The organism is Aurantimonas sp. C2-5-R2 (genome assembly GCF_036549495.1).
Taxonomy (GTDB): Bacteria; Pseudomonadota; Alphaproteobacteria; order Rhizobiales; family Rhizobiaceae; genus Aurantimonas; species Aurantimonas coralicida_A.
In genome coordinates, this window is sequence record NZ_JAZHLJ010000013.1 from 63280 (window position 1) to 79662 (window position 16383).

Genomic DNA, 16383 nt, shown 5'->3' on the forward strand with positions numbered 1-16383 from the left:
GGCGTTCCCGTGACTATATCGGCCGTGTGAGGGGCGCGCGCATCGGGCGCGCGCGAGGTGGTTGATGGCCAAGAAGAAAAAGACGACGGGCTCGAATGTCGCGGCGGAAAACCGCAAGGCCCGCTACAATTACGAGATTCTGGATACGCTCGAGGCCGGCTTGGCACTGACTGGTACGGAAGTGAAGTCGCTGCGCGCCGGCCGGGCGTCGATCGCCGAGTCGTATGCCACCGAAGAAGGCGGCGAGTTGTGGCTGATCAACTCCAACCTGCCGGAATACCTCCAGGCCAACCGCTTCAATCACGAGCCGAAACGGCGTCGCAAGGTGCTGGTGCATCGCGCCGAGCTCAACCGGCTCGCCGGTGCGGTGCAAAAAGATGGCATGACGCTGGTGCCGCTGCGAATCTACTTCAACGATCGCGGGGTGGCCAAGCTTCAACTCGCTGTCGCCAAGGGCAAGAATGCACCGGACAAGCGCCAGACCATCAAGGAGCGCGACTGGAACCGGCAAAAGCAACGGATCTTGAAGGAAGGGTAGGGCCGCCCCGAAGTGCGCAAGAACTCCGCCCCGGTCGATCCTACGAAGTTTCTGCAATAAGCGCCGACCTCCAGGCGTTCGACGGCCCGGTCCTGCGTTTCGGCGCAGGGCCGGGCCTTTTCCGTTTCATATGGTTTGATATCGCGTGGCTAGAGACCGGTGAGCTCAAATGACCGATTTCGCGCTGCTTCCCGACGATCTGACCCCACCCGCCGCCGACGGGGCGGCGGAGCATCTTGCCGGCATGGCGCTTCCCTCGGTAGCGCTCGAAGCGACCGATGGCCGGACGATCGATCTGTCGGCGATCGGCGGTCGCATCGTTCTCTATGTCTATCCGATGACGGGCACGCCCGGCGTCGACCTACCGCAAGGCTGGAACGAGATGCCCGGCGCGCGGGGCTGCACGCCACAGAGCTGCGCGTTTCGGGACCATTTCGCCGAATTGCGCTCCCTTGGCGTCGATGCCGTGTTCGGCCTGTCCGGCCAATCGTCCGACGACCAGCGGGAAGCCGCCGAGCGCCTGCATCTGCCCTTCGCGCTGTTGTCGGACGAAGAGGGTACCTTTCGCCGCGCGCTGCGACTCCCGGCCTTCGAACTTGGCGGGCGCGTCTACCTCAAGCGGACCACGCTGATCATTGACGAGGGGCGAATCGCGAAGGTTTTCTATCCGGTGTTCCCGCCCGACCGGAACGCCGCGGACGTGATCGCGTATCTTTCCGTCGGACGCTGACAGTCACCGACGAACAGATGCTATCCCGGCGTCGCCCTCAACCATCCAGATAATCCCGCACCCTTTGGAACACGGCGACGAACATGTCCTCGGTGAGGCGGCGCGTGTTGGTGTTGTAGCGTGAGCAGTGATAGCTCGAAAACAGCTGAATACCGCCGAGCTGGTGCTCGCCCCCGTGGCTAAATGGCGCGCTCGCCAGACGGCCGCCGAGCGCGCGAACCGTCGATTCGTGCGCGATCTTGCCGAGGGTCACGATGGCGCGAAGTTCGGGAAAGTCGGCGATGGTCGCGGTCAGGAACGGACGGCAGTGGTTGATCTCCGCGCCGACCGGCTTGTTCTGCGGCGGGACGCAGCGGACGGCGTTGGTGATCGCCGTCCCAAACAGCTCAAGCCCGTCGTCGGTGCGGGCGGCGAACTGGTCGTTGGCGAAGCCGAAGCGCGACAGCGTCGCGTAGAGCAGGTCGCCGGCATAGTCGCCGGTAAACGGGCGCCCGGTGCGGTTGGCGCCGCGCACCCCCGGCGCCAATCCGACAACGAGCAGGCGAACGGGCTTGGCTCCGGCAGCAGGCAGCAGCGTTTTCACCGGCGCGTTGTGCCAGGAGGGCTCGCTCGCGCGCAATTCGTGGCGGAAGGCGACCAGCCGCGGGCAGAGCGGACAATCGCGCGCCGGTTCCGATGGAAGGGTGGACATTGCGACGGGCTCTCTAGCGAGGGCGAGCGGCCAGCTCAATAGTCCTCGTCGGAAGCGTCGGCTTCGTCGACCTCGGTGCGACGGGATATCCGGTTTTCGCGCTCGGCCGGGTTGCGGCCGATTTCCGCCCGGAGGCTCGCCAGATCGATGAAATGGTCGGCCTGCCGGCGCAGATCGTCCGAGATCATCGGTGGGGAGGTGGTCAGGCTGGAGACCACCGAGACCTTGCGGCCCTTGCGCTGCAGCGCCTCGACCAGGGAGCGGAAATCGCCGTCGCCGGAAAACAGCACGAAGTGATCGACCGTATCGGCCAGCTCCATGGCATCGACCGCCAGCTCGATGTCCATATTGCCCTTGATCTTGCGCCGTCCCGCCGCGTCGGTGAACTCCTTGGCCGGTTTGGTCACGACGCGGTAGCCGTTGTAGTCGAGCCAGTCGATCAGCGGCCGGATCGACGAATATTCGCTGTCCTCGATCAGGGCCGTATAATAGTAGGCGCGCAAGAGGTAGCCGCGCTTCTGGAAGCTGACCAGCATCTTCTTGTAATCGATATCGAAGCCGAGGCTTCTGGAAGCGGCGTAGAGATTGGCGCCGTCGATGAGGAGGGCGATTTTTTCACGTTGGTCGAACATCGGGAATGCAGCTTTCGGTAGCGCTCAAATCGGTGATGGCAATTGTTCTGGCCGTCGGGACCCAGGGGCGCAATCGACGGTTATCGAGGCGTTTGACGAATTTCGCGCGACCATAATCGGCGCGTGCGAGCTGCACAACGGGCATTATCAGATTCGGAAAACCGCGACCGCGTTTCCATAAGCCCTTGTCCCGCGACGCCAAACGGTCTATGCGGGCCGCTTAATCTCATCGAATTCGTACAGCCAGGAGACAGGCATGGCCCGCGTCACCGTAGAGGATTGCGTCGATAAGGTCGAGAACCGCTTCGAGCTGGTTCTGCTCGCCAGCCACCGGGCGCGTCAGATCTCGCAGGGGCAGCCGATCACCATCGATCGCGACAACGACAAGAACCCCGTCGTCGCACTGCGCGAGATCGCAGACGAGACCTTGTCGCCCGGCGATCTCAAGGAAGATCTGATTCACTCGCTGCAAAAGCACGTCGAGGTGGACGAGCCCGAGCCTGCACCAGCACCGGAGCCGCGCGGCATTGCCGGCCAGCCGGCGGCAGCGCAGGCGACCGGCGCGCAGGAGGGCGACGATCAGGTCTCCTTCGATCACATGTCGGAAGAACAGCTTCTCGCCGGGATCGAGGGGCTCGTCCCGCCGGAGCGGACAGACGATTATTGAGTTTTGTTTGCGCCGCACTTTCGGCGGCGCCCGTAACAGTCCTATATTGAAGGACGCCTTCCCGATTGGGGAGGCGTCCTTTTCACATTAGGATCGTCGCCGTAGCCAAATGATGCGACAATATGAACTCGTCGAGAAGGTCGCGGCCTACAAGCCCGATGTCGACGAAGCGCTCCTCAACCGCGCCTATGTCTACGCTATGCAGAAGCATGGCGCGCAGACGCGCGCCAGCGGCGATCCGTACTTCTCGCATCCGCTCGAGGTCGCCGCGATCCTGACCGAGATGCACCTCGATGAGGCGACGGTCGCGGTGGCGCTGCTGCACGACACGATCGAGGACACAGACGCGACCCGCAAGGAGATCGACCAGCTCTTCGGACCGAAGATCGGCCAGCTCGTCGAAGGCCTGACCAAGCTGAAGCGGCTCGACCTCGTCTCGAAAAAGGCGGAGCAGGCCGAGAACCTGCGCAAGCTGCTGCTCGCCATCGCCGACGACATACGCGTCTTGCTCGTCAAGCTCGCCGACCGCCTGCACAACATGCGCACCCTCGGTCACATGGCGGCGGACAAGCGGGCCCGGATCGCCCAGGAGACGATGGACATCTATGCACCGCTTGCCGGGCGCATGGGCATGCAGGACATGCGCGAGGAACTGGAAAACCTCGCGTTCAAACACGTTAATCTCGAAGCCTATGAGACCATTACCGCGCGGCTGGACGAATTGCGGGATCGGCACGCAGAGCGCATCGCCAGCATCGAACAGGACCTGACCGCGCGCCTGAAGGACAGCGGCATCGAGGCGACCGTCACCGGCCGGCAGAAAAAGCCCTATTCGGTGTTCTCGAAAATGCAGCGAAAGGCGCTGTCGCTCGAGCAGCTCTCCGACATTTTCGGTTTCCGCGTGGTCGTGCCCACGGAAGAGGATTGCTACCGCACGCTCGGCATCGTGCATCGGACCTGGCCGATGGTGCCCGGTCGTTTCAAGGACTACATCTCGACGCCGAAGCAAAACGACTACCGCTCGATTCACACCACCATCGTCGGGCCGTCGCGTCAGCGTGTCGAGCTGCAGATCCGCACATCCTTGATGCACGAGATCGCGGAATTCGGCGTCGCGGCCCACTCGCTCTACAAGGATCTCGGCGAGGATGGCGACGCCAAGGTGCATCTGTCGAAGGATTCGAACGCCTATGGCTGGCTGCGCCGGACGATCCAGTTGCTCGCCGAGGGCGACAATCCGGAGGAGTTCCTGGAGCACACCAAGCTCGAGCTCTTCCAGGATCAGGTGTTCTGCTTCACGCCGAAGGGGCGGCTGATCGCATTGCCGCGCGGCGCCACCCCCATCGATTTCGCCTATGCCGTCCATACGGACGTCGGCGATACCTGCGTCGGCTGCAAGATCGATGGGCGGATCATGCCGGTGGTCACCGAACTCGCCAATGGCGACGAGGTCGAGATCATCCGGTCAAAGGCCGCGACGCCGCCGCAGGCCTGGGAGAACGTCGCGGTGACGGGCAAGGCGCGCTCGGCGATCCGGCGGGCGGCCCGAATCTCGATCCGCCGGCAATATTCCGGTCTCGGCCAGCAGATCCTCGAGCGGACCTTCGCCCGGTCGGGCAAGACGTTCAGCCGCGATATCCTGAAGCCGCTGCTCGGTAAGCTCGGCCAGCGCGAGATCGAGGACGCGCTCGCCGCGGTGGGCCGAGGCGAACTGAACTCCTCCGATGTCCTCAAGGCGGTTTTCCCGGACTTTCAGGACAGCCGCGTGACCAGACGCTCGCCGCGTCGGGAAGAGGAGGGCTGGTTCAACCTCAGAACCGCCGCCGGCATGATCTTCCGCATGCCGGGGCGTTCGAAGACGAAGCAGAAGAAGGACCGGAACGCTATCCCGATCCGCGGCGCGCGTGACGACATGCCAGTGCATTTCGGACCTGACGGTGCGGTGCCGGGCGACCGTATCGTCGGCATCATCGAGCCCGGCAAGGGTATCACCATCTATCCGATCCAGTCGCCGGCCCTGATGGACTATGATGACCAGTTGGACCGTTGGGTGGATGTCAGATGGGACATCGACGAGGCGCTGAACGAACGTTTTCCCGCCCGGATCATGATCTCCGCCATCAACGAGCCTGGCTCACTCGCCGAGATCGCCGAGACGGTCGCGGCCAACGACGCCAATATCCACAATCTGTCGATGGTGACGACGGCGCCCGATTTCACCAAGATGGTCATCGAGTTGGAGGTTTGGGATCTCAACCACCTCAATCAGACGCTGAACCAGCTTCGCGGCAAGCCCTGCGTGTCCGAGGTCGTGCGCGTCAACGGGTGACGCCGGGACATTCTTCCAGGCGGCTTCGAAGTCGACCAGGCGCTGGATGATGCTACGCTGCGCTCACGCTGCGGTCCGTTCCGGTCGGTTGGCGCGCGCTAGATGGCGCCGTAATAGACCTCGATCGGGATGCGATGGTCCTCGACCGAGCGGACACCCGGGGTGTTTTCAGCCAGAACGCGCGAGGCCTCCTGCTCTTCCTCGGTTCGGTATCGACCCCAGAAGGCGACGGTTCCGTCGGTGACGGTGACATCCCAGGCGCCGACTGAAGCCCAGGGCTGTTGGCGCAGTTTCTCCAGAATTTCCTCGCGTATGCCGCTGTCGCCGGCCGCGGTGGCGGCGAGCTGGCTGTCGCGCGCCGTCGCCAATGCCCGGATCAAATTGGCGCGACTGACGATTCCAACGAGCTTGCCTTCGTGAACGACCGGAACCCGCTTGATGCGCCGTTTTTCCAAAAGATCGGCAACCTCCGCCAGCGGCGTGTCTTCCTCGACCGTGATGACGTTTTTCGTCATCACGGCTACGACATGTCTGGCATGCGCCTTGGTGTAGTCGGCGGCCGTTGCCGCTGAGTCGGTGAAGATGTTCAGCCACCAGGAACGCGGGCGGGCGGCGGTGCCGAGCTCCTCGCGGCGCATGAGATCACCCTCGCTGACGATGCCGACCAGTTTGTCCCCATCGACCACGGGAAGGGCGCTCACGCCATGGTCGGTCAGTAGGGTCGCGACGTTGCGGACCGTATCGTCAGGCGCCACGGTGAATACCTTGGCGGTCATGACGTCCTTCGCCGTCAGCATGGGCAAGCTCTCCATCCTTCTCGTCATCGGCTGCGCTTTTCGCCGATCCCGTGGACGCGCCGCCTATTCTTCGGCGAGAAGCATCGGGATGAACGAAGCACCGTCAATATAGCGACCGGCGCCAGCGCTTGAGTTGTCCTGGATCAAACCAGGCATCCACGCGCCCGATTCCGCCTCGGCGACGAAGCGGGGATGTGGGGAGGGGCCAGACATGTCGGATTTCCGAAGCCAGCCACGGATCATGGAACCGAAACGTGGTTATCAAGCTTATCGCCACATGACTGGAACACGGGCACGTAAAGGCTTGACGCCGCCTTCGCGGCCGCCCCTCAGGAAGGAAACACCGTTGTCATGAACAGCATCATCTATCTTGTCGGGTTGATCGTCGTGGTCCTCGTCATCCTCTCCCTCCTCGGGCTTGCATAAGGATCTCCCAATGACATCCGATATCAACAAACCGTCGCTACCCGCCAAGGCGGAAGACGACAAGAACCGCGCAGCGGACGCGATCGATCGGGAGACGCGATCGGTGCGGGACGAGGCAGCGAAAGCCGGCCAAAGTATTCGCGACGAGGCGTCCGACCTTGCCGAGAAAGCCAAGCAGCGGGCGAGCGAGAGCGCCGACCAAGGCAAGGAAGCCGTGGCCGGGAGCATGGACGATTTCGCCGCCGCCGTGCGCAAGGCCTCCGACGAACTCGGCGGTCGCGATCAGTCGATGGCCGCGAAGGTCGTCCGCGAAGTCGCCTCCGGTCTTGAGGATGCGTCGCGCTCCCTGCATGGGCGTAGTGTCCAGGATCTCACCCGCTCTGTCGCCGGCTTTGCCCGACGTCAGCCGACGGCTTTTCTGGTTGGCGCCGCTTTAGCTGGGGTCGCTCTGGGACGGTTTGCCCGGGCCTCCAGCGAACATGAGCATGACGACGATCGCGGCGCGAACGACCGGGGTCCGGTCGGGCGGCCGGTTCCCACTGCTGTACGTCCGGCCGGTACAATGGGCGCGCGCCCGTCACCGTCCGCCTCCGCCGCGTCGGTCGGAGCTTGCGGCGTGACGGCCTCGTCTTCGGCCGGCGTCTCTTCCAGCACCGCACCGCTCGGCGGGACGCAGACCCGGACGCCGTCCGGCACGACATCCACCAACACCAGCGGAGGCAATCATGGCCGTTGAACCCAGAGACAACCGGTCCGTGCCTGAACTGCTGTCGGATCTGCTGCGCGAAACCACCGATCTCTTCAAGACCGAGGGAGAGCTGATCCGCTCGGAAATATCCGACAAGATCACCCAGGTGGAAATCGGTGGCGGCTCGATCGCAGCCGGGGCGATTTGCCTGCTCGTGGCGCTCTTCGTCCTCGCGCAAGCCCTCATCGTCGCGCTCGGCTCGTTCATGGGCGATGCCTGGGCCGCGCTGCTCGTTGGCGTGGTCATCGCCGGTATCGGCGTGGCGCTACTCTTCAAGGGGCGGAATGACCTCAGCCCCGCTAATCTTACGCCTGACCGCACGGCCCGCCAGCTGCGCAAGGATGGCCAGCTCGTGAAGGAGCAGACCCGATGAGCAACGATACCGATCGATTGGAACACGAAGCCGAAAGCCACCGCTCGCGGGTGGATTCGACCCTCGACGAATTGCGCGACCGATTCTCGGTCGGCCAGATTGTCGACGAGGTGTCGAGCTATCTGAAGGAAGGACAGGGTTCCGACATGGCGCGGAATTTGGGGCGCCAGGTGCGCGACAATCCGCTGGCCCTTGGCCTGATCGGCGCTGGCATCGCCTGGCTGTTTACCGGTGATAGTGCCCGAGCCGAGGGTCGCCATTTGAAGGGGCGCTACGATCAATGGCGCGACGACCGAGACTACGACGAACGCTTCGACGGGGCATTTTCGGGCGGTTCGCAGCCGGCCGGCGGCTACCGTGCGGGCACGTCGGAGCCATTGTCGCGGGGGACGTCATCGGGCTCGCCTCGACCGAATCCCTATCCGGTTACCGGGGGAGCTTCGCGGCCATCCGTAGGAGGCAGTGGCACCAGTGGATCGGACGGTCCGGGCATGACGGATAAGGCCAAAGCGGCGGCGTCCAGCGCGGGCGCAAGCGTCTCCGATGCCGCGAGCCGCGCCGGCTCGTCTATCTCCGATGCCGCCAGTTCGGCTCGCGATACGGCCGCTCGGCTTGGCCATGATGCGTCCGAGGCCGCCTGGAGGGCTGAGGAAGCCGCGGCCCGGCGCGCCCGCGAAGCAGGTCGCGGCATCTACCGTGCCGGTCGCAGCGCGCGGCGCACCTTCCTCGATACGCTCTACGAGGAGCCGCTGATCATGGGCGGCGTTGCCCTTGCGCTCGGCGCTGCAGTGGGTGCTGCGCTTCCCTCGACACGCCGAGAGGACGAGCTGATGGGCTCGGCCCGCGACAAAATGCGGGACGAGGCCTATGCCTACGGCCAGGACACGGTCGAGCGTGCCGGACATGTCGCGGAGAAGGCCTACGAGGCTGCCAGCAATGAGGCCGACAAGAAGGGCCTGATGCCGAAAGGCGGCGCTGCCGGTGAGACATTGGCCGAGAAAGCCTCCGGCATCGCCAAGGCCGCGGCTGACGCAGCCAAGAGCGAAGCGAAGAAGGAAGGCCTGTCCTGATCGCTATATCGGGCTGCCAAGAAGGCTGCTGATGCCGATACCGGCCACGTCCTTGCGACGTGGCCGGTCGCGTCTTGTGCACAGGGCCGCCGGTCTATGGTAGCGGTTGGCGCTTTGCCTTTCCCGTTATAAAACCGGGAGCAACCGCGACCGGAACACGCTGGACCCGCCATGTCACAGGATGCCGAAGCAACCGCCGACGGGGCCGTTCCCGACCGTGACTTGGACGCTGTATTCCAACGTCAGCGTCAGGCATCCCGGCGGATAGCGGCCCCGGATTTGGAGGCGCGGCAGGAGTCGTTGGGTCGTCTGCGCGGCATGGTGACGGACAACCGGTCCGCGATCGCAGAAGCGATTTCGCAGGATTTCGGCAATCGGTCGCGCGACGAAACCGACATGCTCGAGGTCGTTCCCACCCTGGGGGCCATTCGGTATGCCCGACGCAAGCTCGCCGGCTGGATGAAGCTGCAGCGTCGGCATGTCGATCTGGCGTTCCAACCGGCCAGCGCCTGGGTGCGGCATGAGCCGCTGGGTGTCGTCGGCATTATCGCGCCATGGAATTATCCCCTGCTGCTGGCCCTATCGCCGCTCGTCGACGCTCTGGCGGCGGGCAATCGCGTCATGGTGAAGCCGTCGGAACTGGCGCCGCGCTTTGCCGATCTTTTGCAGCGCCTTATCGCCGAACGTTTCTACCCCGAGCAAGTCGCCGTGGTGATCGGCGGCGTCGAGGCGGCGCAGCGCTTTTCGAGCCTGCCCTTCGATCACCTCCTGTTCACCGGCTCCACCGCCGTCGGACGAAAGGTCATGCAGGCGGCGGCGGAAAACCTGACGCCGGTGACACTCGAACTCGGCGGCAAGTCGCCCGCGATCGTCTGCCCGGACTATCCGCTCGACAAGGCCGCCAGCAGCATCGCCTTCGGCAAGTTCCTCAACGCCGGACAAACCTGCATCGCGCCCGACTATGCGCTTGTCCCGAACGACAAGATCGCTGCCTTCGCGGAGGCCGTCATGGCCTCGGCGCGCCGCGCCTATCCGGCGATCGCGGGCAATGACGACTATTCGGCGATCATCGGCGACCGGCATTACCAACGGCTTCGCGATGCCGTCGAGACAGTCCGCTCCGAGGGCGCCACCGTGCTGTCGCACGAGGACACCGGCGCGGATTCCGCCCGCAAGATTGGTCCCACCGTGGTCTTCGGCGCGGCGCCGGAGAGCCTGCTGATGACAGAGGAGATCTTCGGTCCTGTGTTGCCGATCGTCGGCTACGACAGCCTGGACGACGCCATCCGCTACGTTGCCGCACGGGATCGCCCATTGGCACTCTACTGTTTCAGCGACGACAAATCCGCGCAGGCGAAGGTGCTCGACGGTACGATGTCGGGCGGGGTGACGCTCAACGGCACGCTGCTGCATGTTGCACAGGACAGCCTACCCTTCGGGGGTGTCGGGACGAGTGGGATGGGCGCCTATCATGGCTTTGACGGGTTTCGCCGCCTGAGCCACGTCCGATCGGTTTACAAGGTCGGCGCTTTCAACGTGTTCGAACGTCTCGGCCCCCCTTGGGGGAAACTCGCCGGGATGGCGTCACGGCTGTTGAGCCGGCGCTGACGTTCCGACATCCTGATCCGCGCGATGGGCACTCGGGTTTCTGTACGGTAAGGACCCGCGCCTGCTCGCTTCTAGATTTTCAATCTGTCGTAGCTTGGTATTAGGTCTCACCGCAAATCCCGGATTCGCCCCATGCGCCTGTTCTTCACCCCCGATCAGCTTGGCCACAAGCCGACCCAGTACGGCGTTCACGGGCGGCTGGCGCGCCCGCTCGAAAACCCCGAACGCGGCGAGACGCTGATCGCCTCGTTGCGCACCCTCGGGACCGAGGCGGAGGCGCCGGGCGATTGCGGTCTCGATCCGGTGCTTGCCGTTCACGCGGATCACTATGTGAGCTTCCTCGAAGGCGCCTTCGCGCGATTTCAGGCGCTGCCGAATGCCGGGCCGGAAGTCCTGCCCAACGTGCATCCCTATTTCTCGGGCGCCACCCGGCTGGGAGCGCGGCCAGCACCGAGGACCACGGGCATCCTGGGACAGACCGGCTGGTATATCGGCGATCTGTCCTGCGCGATGACCGCGCGAAGTTTCGACGCCGCGCTGGCATCGGCGAGGAGCGCGGTCGCAGCCGCCCGGGCTGTCGCCGATGGGGAGTCCGCCGCCTATGCGCTGTGCCGGCCGCCCGGCCACCACGCCTATCCGGACCGGGCGAACGGGTTCTGCTTCTTCAACAACGCGGCGATCGCCGCGCAGGAGCTGCGGCAACGCTACGCCAAGGTCGCGATCCTCGACTTCGATACCCATCATGGCGATGGTACCCAGGCGACCTTCTACGCCCGCGACGATGTCTTCGTCGGCTCTGTCCACACCGACCCGTCGGCCTATTATCCGCATTTCTTCGGCTATGCGGACGAGCACGGCGAGGGACCCGGCGAGGGCTTCAACCTGAACCTGCCATTGCCGTTCGGCGCCGGCGATGCGGCTTTCGTCGCGGCGGTCGAGCGCATGGCCGAGGCGGCGGACCGGTTCGGGGCGCAGGCGCTGGTCATCTCCGCCGGCTGGGACGCCCATCGCGACGACCCGCTGTCGAAGCTGGATGTCTCGACGGACGCCTATCCGGCGATCGGCTCCGTCCTTGGTCGCCTGAAGCTGCCTTCCGTGATCGTCCAGGAGGGCGGCTACTCGCTCGCGGCGGTGGCCGAGGCGGCGCCTGCCTTCGTGGCGGCGTTTGTAGCGGCATAACCGATCGCGGCAGCCGTTAGGCTGGGCCGCGACGGGGGCATCAAACGCGGCTTGCCTCTGCGGTATGGCCTTGAATTGTTGTTTACCGTCTTCGCAAGTTCTTCTTGGTAACTGGCGGCAAATCCCCAAGAATTCACCGCGTTGAAACCGCGACCGCGCATAACGGTCCCGAGAACGTCGCGCCATCTTGTCCGCGCGGCGCGGCAGGAGGGCTGGATCGTTGGACGCCAGAGCACCGCAGACGGACAATACGATCTTCGTCGATCTCGACGGAACGCTGATCCGCAGCGATCTGCTTTGGGAGACGCTGTTTCTCGCGCTACGTCAAAGGCCGCAGATCCTTTATCGCCTCCCGCGCTGGTTGGCCGCCGGCAAGGCGCGTCTCAAGGCCGAACTTGCCGCTGCGGTGGATTTCGACGCGGCACTGCTTCCCTATCGTGAAGATGTCGTCGCGCAACTTCGTCAGGCGCGGGCGGACGGCCGGCGCATTGTTTTGGCGACCGGCGCGAACGAAAAGCTCGCCCATGCGGTCGCCGATCACCTGGGGGTGTTCGACGCGGTCATGGCCTCCGACGCGACGATCAATCTCACGGCGGAACGCAAGCTCGACCGCATCATGAGCGAGTGCGGCGAGGGCCGCTTCGATTACCTCGGCAATTCCCATGAAGATATCTGCCTGCTCGACAAGGCGGATGAAGCGACCGTGGTCGCGCCCGATCGGGCGGCCGATCGCTGGCAGAAGCGCAGCGGCGCGCATCGCATCGACGAAGACGGCGGCTGGCTGAGGCCCGCCATCAAGGCACTGCGTCCGCACCAGTGGATGAAGAACCTTCTGATCTTCGTTCCGATGGCCCTGTCGCAGGAATTCTTCAATCTGCAGATGTTGGCCGGGGCTATCCTGGCCTTCGTCAGCTTCTCGCTTGCAGCGTCGGCAGTCTATATCGGCAACGACCTCGTCGATCTCACCGCCGACCGCAAGCACAAGTCCAAGCGGCACCGGCCGTTCGCCAGCGGGGCGTTGCCGATCCCCACCGGACTGAAGCTGGCGGCGGGGCTGTTGGTCACGTCGTTGGCGATCGCCTGGATTTTGCCGGAGCATTTTCTCGCCGTCCTGGGCATCTATCTGGTGACGACGACCGCCTATTCACTGTTCATCAAGCGCATGTTGCTGATCGATGTCCTGGTCTTGGCGGGGCTCTATACGCTTCGTATCATCGCCGGATCGGAAGCCTCGGGCGTCGAGGCGTCGTTCTGGCTTCTGGCCTTTTCCCTGTTCTTCTTCCTGTCGCTCGCTTTGGTGAAGCGCTTCACCGAGCTTCAGGATTTCGGCTCCGGCGCGCACCGCTCCAAAACTGGCCGCGGCTACGTCGATGCCGATCTGGAAACGCTGGCTCAGGCCGGTCTCGCATCCGGCTTCGCCTCCGTCCTGGTCCTGGCGCTTTATGTGGACAGCGCGGAGGTCCGGCGGCAATTCACCGAGCCCTATCTGGCCTGGGCGCTCTGTCCGCTGGTTCTTTACATCATCGTGCGGATCTGGATTCTTGCCCGCCGCGATGAGATGCACGAGGACCCGGTCGTCTTCATCCTGCGGGATTGGCGCAGTCAGTTGATGATCGGGCTCGGCGCGATCATGTTCCTGGCCGCCGCCTATGTCTGATGTCGCTTACGAAAGCTGGGGCAGGCTGCGGCCGACAAAGCGCCTTGCCGTCGACGCGGCGAAATTGCCGGGCCTTCCGGCCCGCGGCGACGGCGGGGGCTTCCTGCCGTTCGGCAACGGTCGGTCTTATGGTGACAGCTGCCATAATGATCGCGGAACGCTGATCGACAGCCGCCCGGCGAGCCGCATCCAGTCCTTCGACCCGATCGCCGGCCTGCTGACGGCCGATGCCGGCGTGCTGCTGTGCGAGATTACCAGGCATGTGGCGCCGCAAGGTTGGTTCCTGCCGGTGACGCCGGGAACGCAGTTCGTCACCCTCGGCGGCGCCATCGCCAACGACATTCACGGCAAGAACCACCATCGCCGGGGCACATTCGGCCAATGGGTGGAGGCCTTCGATCTCGATCGCTCGGACGACGGTCGCATCGTGTGCAGCAAGACCAGCAACCCGCGCCTGTTCGCCGCGACCATCTCCGGCATGGGCCTGACCGGCCTGATCCGGCGCGCGACGATCCGGTTGCTCAAGGTTCCTTCGCTGTCGATCGTCCAGACGACGACGCGCTTCGATCGACTGGACGACTATTTCGAGATCGCCGAGGACGCCGACAGGCGGCACGAATACGCCGTCGCCTGGATCGACTCGCTCGCCAGCGGCGCCTCGCTCGGCCGCGGTCATTTGATCGCCGGCAACCATGCGGCGGAGGGTGATATGACAGGGATCGCCCGCGGACCGTTGGCGGGCGTCCCGTTCACGCCACCGTTCAGTCCGCTTCGGGGGCTGGCTCTGCGCGCTTTCAACGAAGCCTATTTCCGCAAGGCCGGGAAGGGGACGACCGAGCAGATCGTACCGTTCGATCAGTTCTTCTATCCACTTGACCGGATCGGCGGGTGGAACCGGCTTTATGGTCCGGGCGGGCTGCATCAGCACCAGAGTGTCGTGCCGCCGGATACAGGCCGCGACGCCGTCCGTGCGCTGATCGAATGCGCCCGTCGCCACGATCACGGCTCGTTCCTCACGGTGCTCAAGCGCTTCGGCGAGCAGGTCAGTCCTGGGCTGATCAGCTTTCCGCGCGCAGGCTACACGCTCACCCTCGACTTTCCCCATCGCGGCGAGCGAACGCTGCGTCTGTTGGCGGAGCTCGACCGGATCACCGTCGACGCCGGCGGCGCTGTCAATCCCTATAAGGACGCGCGCATGTCGCCGGAAACCTTCGCGGCCGGCTTTCCCCGTTGGCGCGAACTCGAAGCGCTCCGCGATCAAGCGATGGTTTCGGACTTCTGGAGGCGAGCTGCCCTAGGGGACGGCTGACCGCTCAACAAAAATATAAAATTACACCGACAGTATCAATAAAATATTTACCGTAAAAATCGCGAATTTCCACAAAATACGCCTGATTCAAGCCAGTTTAACCCATATCTCACAGATTTATACTATGAAGCATTCTAGCGGCGGCGTTGAAGACGTGGCTCATTCCGAGAAGGCGGCATCGATGGCGAAGTTTCTTCCCTTTATCCTGTTCACGGTGTTCACCAACGCCGCGGCGCAGGTGATGCTGAAATACGGCATGATCCAGCTCGGCACCCTATCGTTCGCCGGCGTCAATCCGGTGATCAAGATCCTGCAGATCGTCTTCAGCCCCTGGGTCTTCCTCGGGCTTTGCACCTTCGTCATATCGATGGCCTCGCATCTCTTCGTCCTGTCCAAGGTCGAGCTGTCCTATGCCTATCCGTTCCTGTCGCTCGCCTATGTTGTGGTGGCCGTCTTCGCTTATTTCGTCTTTCGCGAAGACCTCAACGCTATGCGCGTCGGCGGCATCGCCCTGATCTGCCTCGGCACGGTGTTCATCGCCCAGGGCGGCTCCAAGATCCACGGCGAGGACGACATCGCCGCACTTTCCACAGACTCCGCACACGAGGTTTCCCGATGAAGCATATCCTGTTCGGAGGCGACGGTTTTGTCGGCCGCCACCTGGCCGAAAAACTCGTGCAGGACGGCGAGGAAGTCGTCGTCGCCGACATCCACAAGAGCGATCTGGCCCACTATCGCAACTGTACCTTCGTTGCGACCGACGTGACCGACACGGACGCCGCCCGGCGCGTGCCGATCGGCGCCGACGACATGGTCTACAATCTGTCGGCCAAGATGCTGTCGCCGATCATGCCGCGGGCCAAGCGCTACGACTTCTTCTATCCGGTGAACTTCTTCGGCACCAAGCACATCATCGAAGCCATGCATGCCGTCGGCGCGCCGAACCTCGTGCATTTCACCACCGACATGATCTACGGCCATACGGTCACCCACCCGATGACCGAGGAACATCCGGTAGCCCCGCTCGGCGAATACGGCCAGTCGAAGCTCGATACCGAGTATCTGGCGGCCGAATGGCGCGAACGCGGCATGAACATCACGCTGTTTCGCCCGCGGCTGATCATCGGGCCGGGCCGGCTCGGCATTCTGGAAAAGCTGTTCAAGCTGATCGACCGCAACCTGCCGGTGCCGATGATCGGATCGGGCAAGAATCCCTATCAGTTCATCTCGGTGTTCGACTGCGCCGAAGCGGCGCGGCTCGCCTGGAAGGCCGGCGTGCCGAACGAGGCCTATAATCTGGGTTCCCTCAACCCGCCGCCAGTACGGCGCCTGCTTGGCGATCTGGTCAAGCACGCCGGCTCGAAGTCTCTTCTCGTGCCGACCCCGGGCTTTGCGGTCAAGCGGACGCTCGACCTGCTCGACCTGTTGAACGTGCCGTTGATGGATCCGGAACAGTATCTCATCGCCGACGAGCTCTGCGTCCTCGACGTGTCGAAGGGCGAGCGCGATCTCGGCTGGATTCCGCAATATCGCGACGAGGACATGCTCATCGCCGCCTATTCGGAATACCGGGCCAAGTTCGAGGACCGCCGGACCCCTTCCACCGCTTTCACCCAAGCCGCCGAATAA

Annotated in this window: 16 protein-coding genes; 13 read left to right on the forward strand and 3 right to left on the reverse strand. The window is 64.0% G+C overall.

Translation table 11 applies throughout. The features are described from left to right. Window positions 1–64: 64 nt before the first annotated feature. A complete protein-coding gene (gene smpB / locus VQ044_RS08695; protein WP_327625073.1) occupies window positions 65–538 on the forward strand; it encodes an SsrA-binding protein SmpB in 474 nt (157 codons plus the stop codon). A 169-nt stretch (window positions 539–707) separates the two neighbouring features. Then, window positions 708–1268, forward strand: a complete 561-nt coding sequence (locus VQ044_RS08700) for a peroxiredoxin (RefSeq protein WP_327625074.1) — start codon at window positions 708–710, stop codon at window positions 1266–1268. A gap of 37 nt (window positions 1269–1305) precedes the next feature. On the opposite strand, the gene VQ044_RS08705 is transcribed toward VQ044_RS08700, so the two are convergent. Together VQ044_RS08705 and VQ044_RS08710 are read right to left on the reverse strand one after the other, a co-directional pair. Then, window positions 1306–1959 carry a uracil-DNA glycosylase gene (locus VQ044_RS08705; RefSeq protein ID WP_327625075.1) on the reverse strand — a complete coding sequence of 218 codons (654 nt, stop codon included), beginning with the start codon at window positions 1957–1959 and terminating at the stop codon, window positions 1306–1308. A gap of 35 nt (window positions 1960–1994) precedes the next feature. Beyond that, window positions 1995–2591, reverse strand: coding sequence for a LabA-like NYN domain-containing protein (locus VQ044_RS08710; protein ID WP_327625076.1), 597 nt, complete (start codon window positions 2589–2591; stop codon window positions 1995–1997). Window positions 2592–2847: 256 nt separating this feature from the next. Here VQ044_RS08710 and rpoZ point away from each other — a divergent pair, with 256 nt between their 5' ends. Together rpoZ and VQ044_RS08720 are read left to right on the forward strand one after the other, a co-directional pair. After that, window positions 2848–3258: a DNA-directed RNA polymerase subunit omega gene (gene rpoZ, locus VQ044_RS08715; protein ID WP_327646553.1), complete on the forward strand. Its 411-nt coding sequence runs from the start codon at window positions 2848–2850 to the stop codon at window positions 3256–3258. 109 nt (window positions 3259–3367) lie between these two features. After that, the gene (locus tag VQ044_RS08720; protein WP_327625080.1) at window positions 3368–5587 is read left to right on the forward strand and encodes a RelA/SpoT family protein; all 2220 of its coding nucleotides are present in this window, start codon (window positions 3368–3370) and stop codon (window positions 5585–5587) included. Window positions 5588–5685: 98 nt separating this feature from the next. On the opposite strand, the gene VQ044_RS08725 is transcribed toward VQ044_RS08720, so the two are convergent. Beyond that, window positions 5686–6384 carry a CBS domain-containing protein gene (locus tag VQ044_RS08725; protein WP_327625082.1) on the reverse strand — a complete coding sequence of 233 codons (699 nt, stop codon included), beginning with the start codon at window positions 6382–6384 and terminating at the stop codon, window positions 5686–5688. A 436-nt stretch (window positions 6385–6820) separates the two neighbouring features. Between VQ044_RS08725 and VQ044_RS08730 the strand changes: the two genes are divergently transcribed. The 9 genes from VQ044_RS08730 to VQ044_RS08770 all read left to right on the forward strand — a co-directional run bounded on the left by VQ044_RS08730 (window position 6821) and on the right by VQ044_RS08770 (window position 16383). Further along, window positions 6821–7546 carry a hypothetical protein gene (locus VQ044_RS08730; protein ID WP_327646554.1) on the forward strand — a complete coding sequence of 242 codons (726 nt, stop codon included), beginning with the start codon at window positions 6821–6823 and terminating at the stop codon, window positions 7544–7546. Beyond that, a complete protein-coding gene (locus tag VQ044_RS08735; RefSeq protein WP_327625085.1) occupies window positions 7536–7931 on the forward strand; it encodes a phage holin family protein in 396 nt (131 codons plus the stop codon). Before VQ044_RS08730 ends, VQ044_RS08735 begins: the two co-directional genes overlap by 11 nt. Next, window positions 7928–9001 (forward strand): DUF3618 domain-containing protein, encoded by a 1074-nt coding sequence (locus tag VQ044_RS08740; RefSeq protein WP_327625087.1) that lies wholly within the window; start codon window positions 7928–7930, stop codon window positions 8999–9001. The genes VQ044_RS08735 and VQ044_RS08740 overlap by 4 nt, the downstream gene beginning before the upstream one ends. A gap of 171 nt (window positions 9002–9172) precedes the next feature. Continuing rightward, the gene (locus tag VQ044_RS08745) at window positions 9173–10609 is read left to right on the forward strand and encodes a coniferyl aldehyde dehydrogenase (RefSeq protein ID WP_327646555.1); all 1437 of its coding nucleotides are present in this window, start codon (window positions 9173–9175) and stop codon (window positions 10607–10609) included. Between the two features lie 132 nt (window positions 10610–10741). Then, window positions 10742–11788 carry a histone deacetylase family protein gene (locus VQ044_RS08750; protein ID WP_327646556.1) on the forward strand — a complete coding sequence of 349 codons (1047 nt, stop codon included), beginning with the start codon at window positions 10742–10744 and terminating at the stop codon, window positions 11786–11788. Window positions 11789–12008: 220 nt separating this feature from the next. Next, window positions 12009–13445, forward strand: a complete 1437-nt coding sequence (locus VQ044_RS08755; protein ID WP_327646557.1) for a UbiA family prenyltransferase — start codon at window positions 12009–12011, stop codon at window positions 13443–13445. Further along, on the forward strand, window positions 13438–14754 hold the full coding sequence (locus tag VQ044_RS08760; RefSeq protein WP_327625093.1) for an FAD-binding oxidoreductase: 1317 nt from the start codon (window positions 13438–13440) through the stop codon (window positions 14752–14754). The genes VQ044_RS08755 and VQ044_RS08760 overlap by 8 nt, the downstream gene beginning before the upstream one ends. Window positions 14755–14935: 181 nt before the next feature. After that, window positions 14936–15373, forward strand: a complete 438-nt coding sequence (locus VQ044_RS08765; protein WP_327625094.1) for a transporter — start codon at window positions 14936–14938, stop codon at window positions 15371–15373. Then, a complete protein-coding gene (locus VQ044_RS08770) occupies window positions 15370–16383 on the forward strand; it encodes an NAD-dependent epimerase/dehydratase family protein (RefSeq protein ID WP_327646558.1) in 1014 nt (337 codons plus the stop codon). Before VQ044_RS08765 ends, VQ044_RS08770 begins: the two co-directional genes overlap by 4 nt.

Bases quoted from the DNA above. Each gene is read 5' to 3' on its own strand.
- smpB (WP_327625073.1), top strand. From the start codon at position 65: ATGGCCAAGAAGAAAAAGACGACGGGCTCGAATGTCGCGGCGGAAAAC.
- VQ044_RS08700 (WP_327625074.1), top strand. From the start codon at position 708: ATGACCGATTTCGCGCTGCTTCCCGACGATCTGACCCCACCCGCCGCC.
- VQ044_RS08705 (WP_327625075.1), bottom strand. From the start codon at position 1,959: ATGTCCACCCTTCCATCGGAACCGGCGCGCGATTGTCCGCTCTGCCCG.
- VQ044_RS08710 (WP_327625076.1), bottom strand. From the start codon at position 2,591: ATGTTCGACCAACGTGAAAAAATCGCCCTCCTCATCGACGGCGCCAAT.
- rpoZ (WP_327646553.1), top strand. From the start codon at position 2,848: ATGGCCCGCGTCACCGTAGAGGATTGCGTCGATAAGGTCGAGAACCGC.
- VQ044_RS08720 (WP_327625080.1), top strand. From the start codon at position 3,368: ATGATGCGACAATATGAACTCGTCGAGAAGGTCGCGGCCTACAAGCCC.
- VQ044_RS08725 (WP_327625082.1), bottom strand. From the start codon at position 6,384: ATGCTGACGGCGAAGGACGTCATGACCGCCAAGGTATTCACCGTGGCG.
- VQ044_RS08730 (WP_327646554.1), top strand. From the start codon at position 6,821: ATGACATCCGATATCAACAAACCGTCGCTACCCGCCAAGGCGGAAGAC.
- VQ044_RS08735 (WP_327625085.1), top strand. From the start codon at position 7,536: ATGGCCGTTGAACCCAGAGACAACCGGTCCGTGCCTGAACTGCTGTCG.
- VQ044_RS08740 (WP_327625087.1), top strand. From the start codon at position 7,928: ATGAGCAACGATACCGATCGATTGGAACACGAAGCCGAAAGCCACCGC.
- VQ044_RS08745 (WP_327646555.1), top strand. From the start codon at position 9,173: ATGTCACAGGATGCCGAAGCAACCGCCGACGGGGCCGTTCCCGACCGT.
- VQ044_RS08750 (WP_327646556.1), top strand. From the start codon at position 10,742: ATGCGCCTGTTCTTCACCCCCGATCAGCTTGGCCACAAGCCGACCCAG.
- VQ044_RS08760 (WP_327625093.1), top strand. From the start codon at position 13,438: ATGTCTGATGTCGCTTACGAAAGCTGGGGCAGGCTGCGGCCGACAAAG.
- VQ044_RS08765 (WP_327625094.1), top strand. From the start codon at position 14,936: ATGGCGAAGTTTCTTCCCTTTATCCTGTTCACGGTGTTCACCAACGCC.
- VQ044_RS08770 (WP_327646558.1), top strand. From the start codon at position 15,370: ATGAAGCATATCCTGTTCGGAGGCGACGGTTTTGTCGGCCGCCACCTG.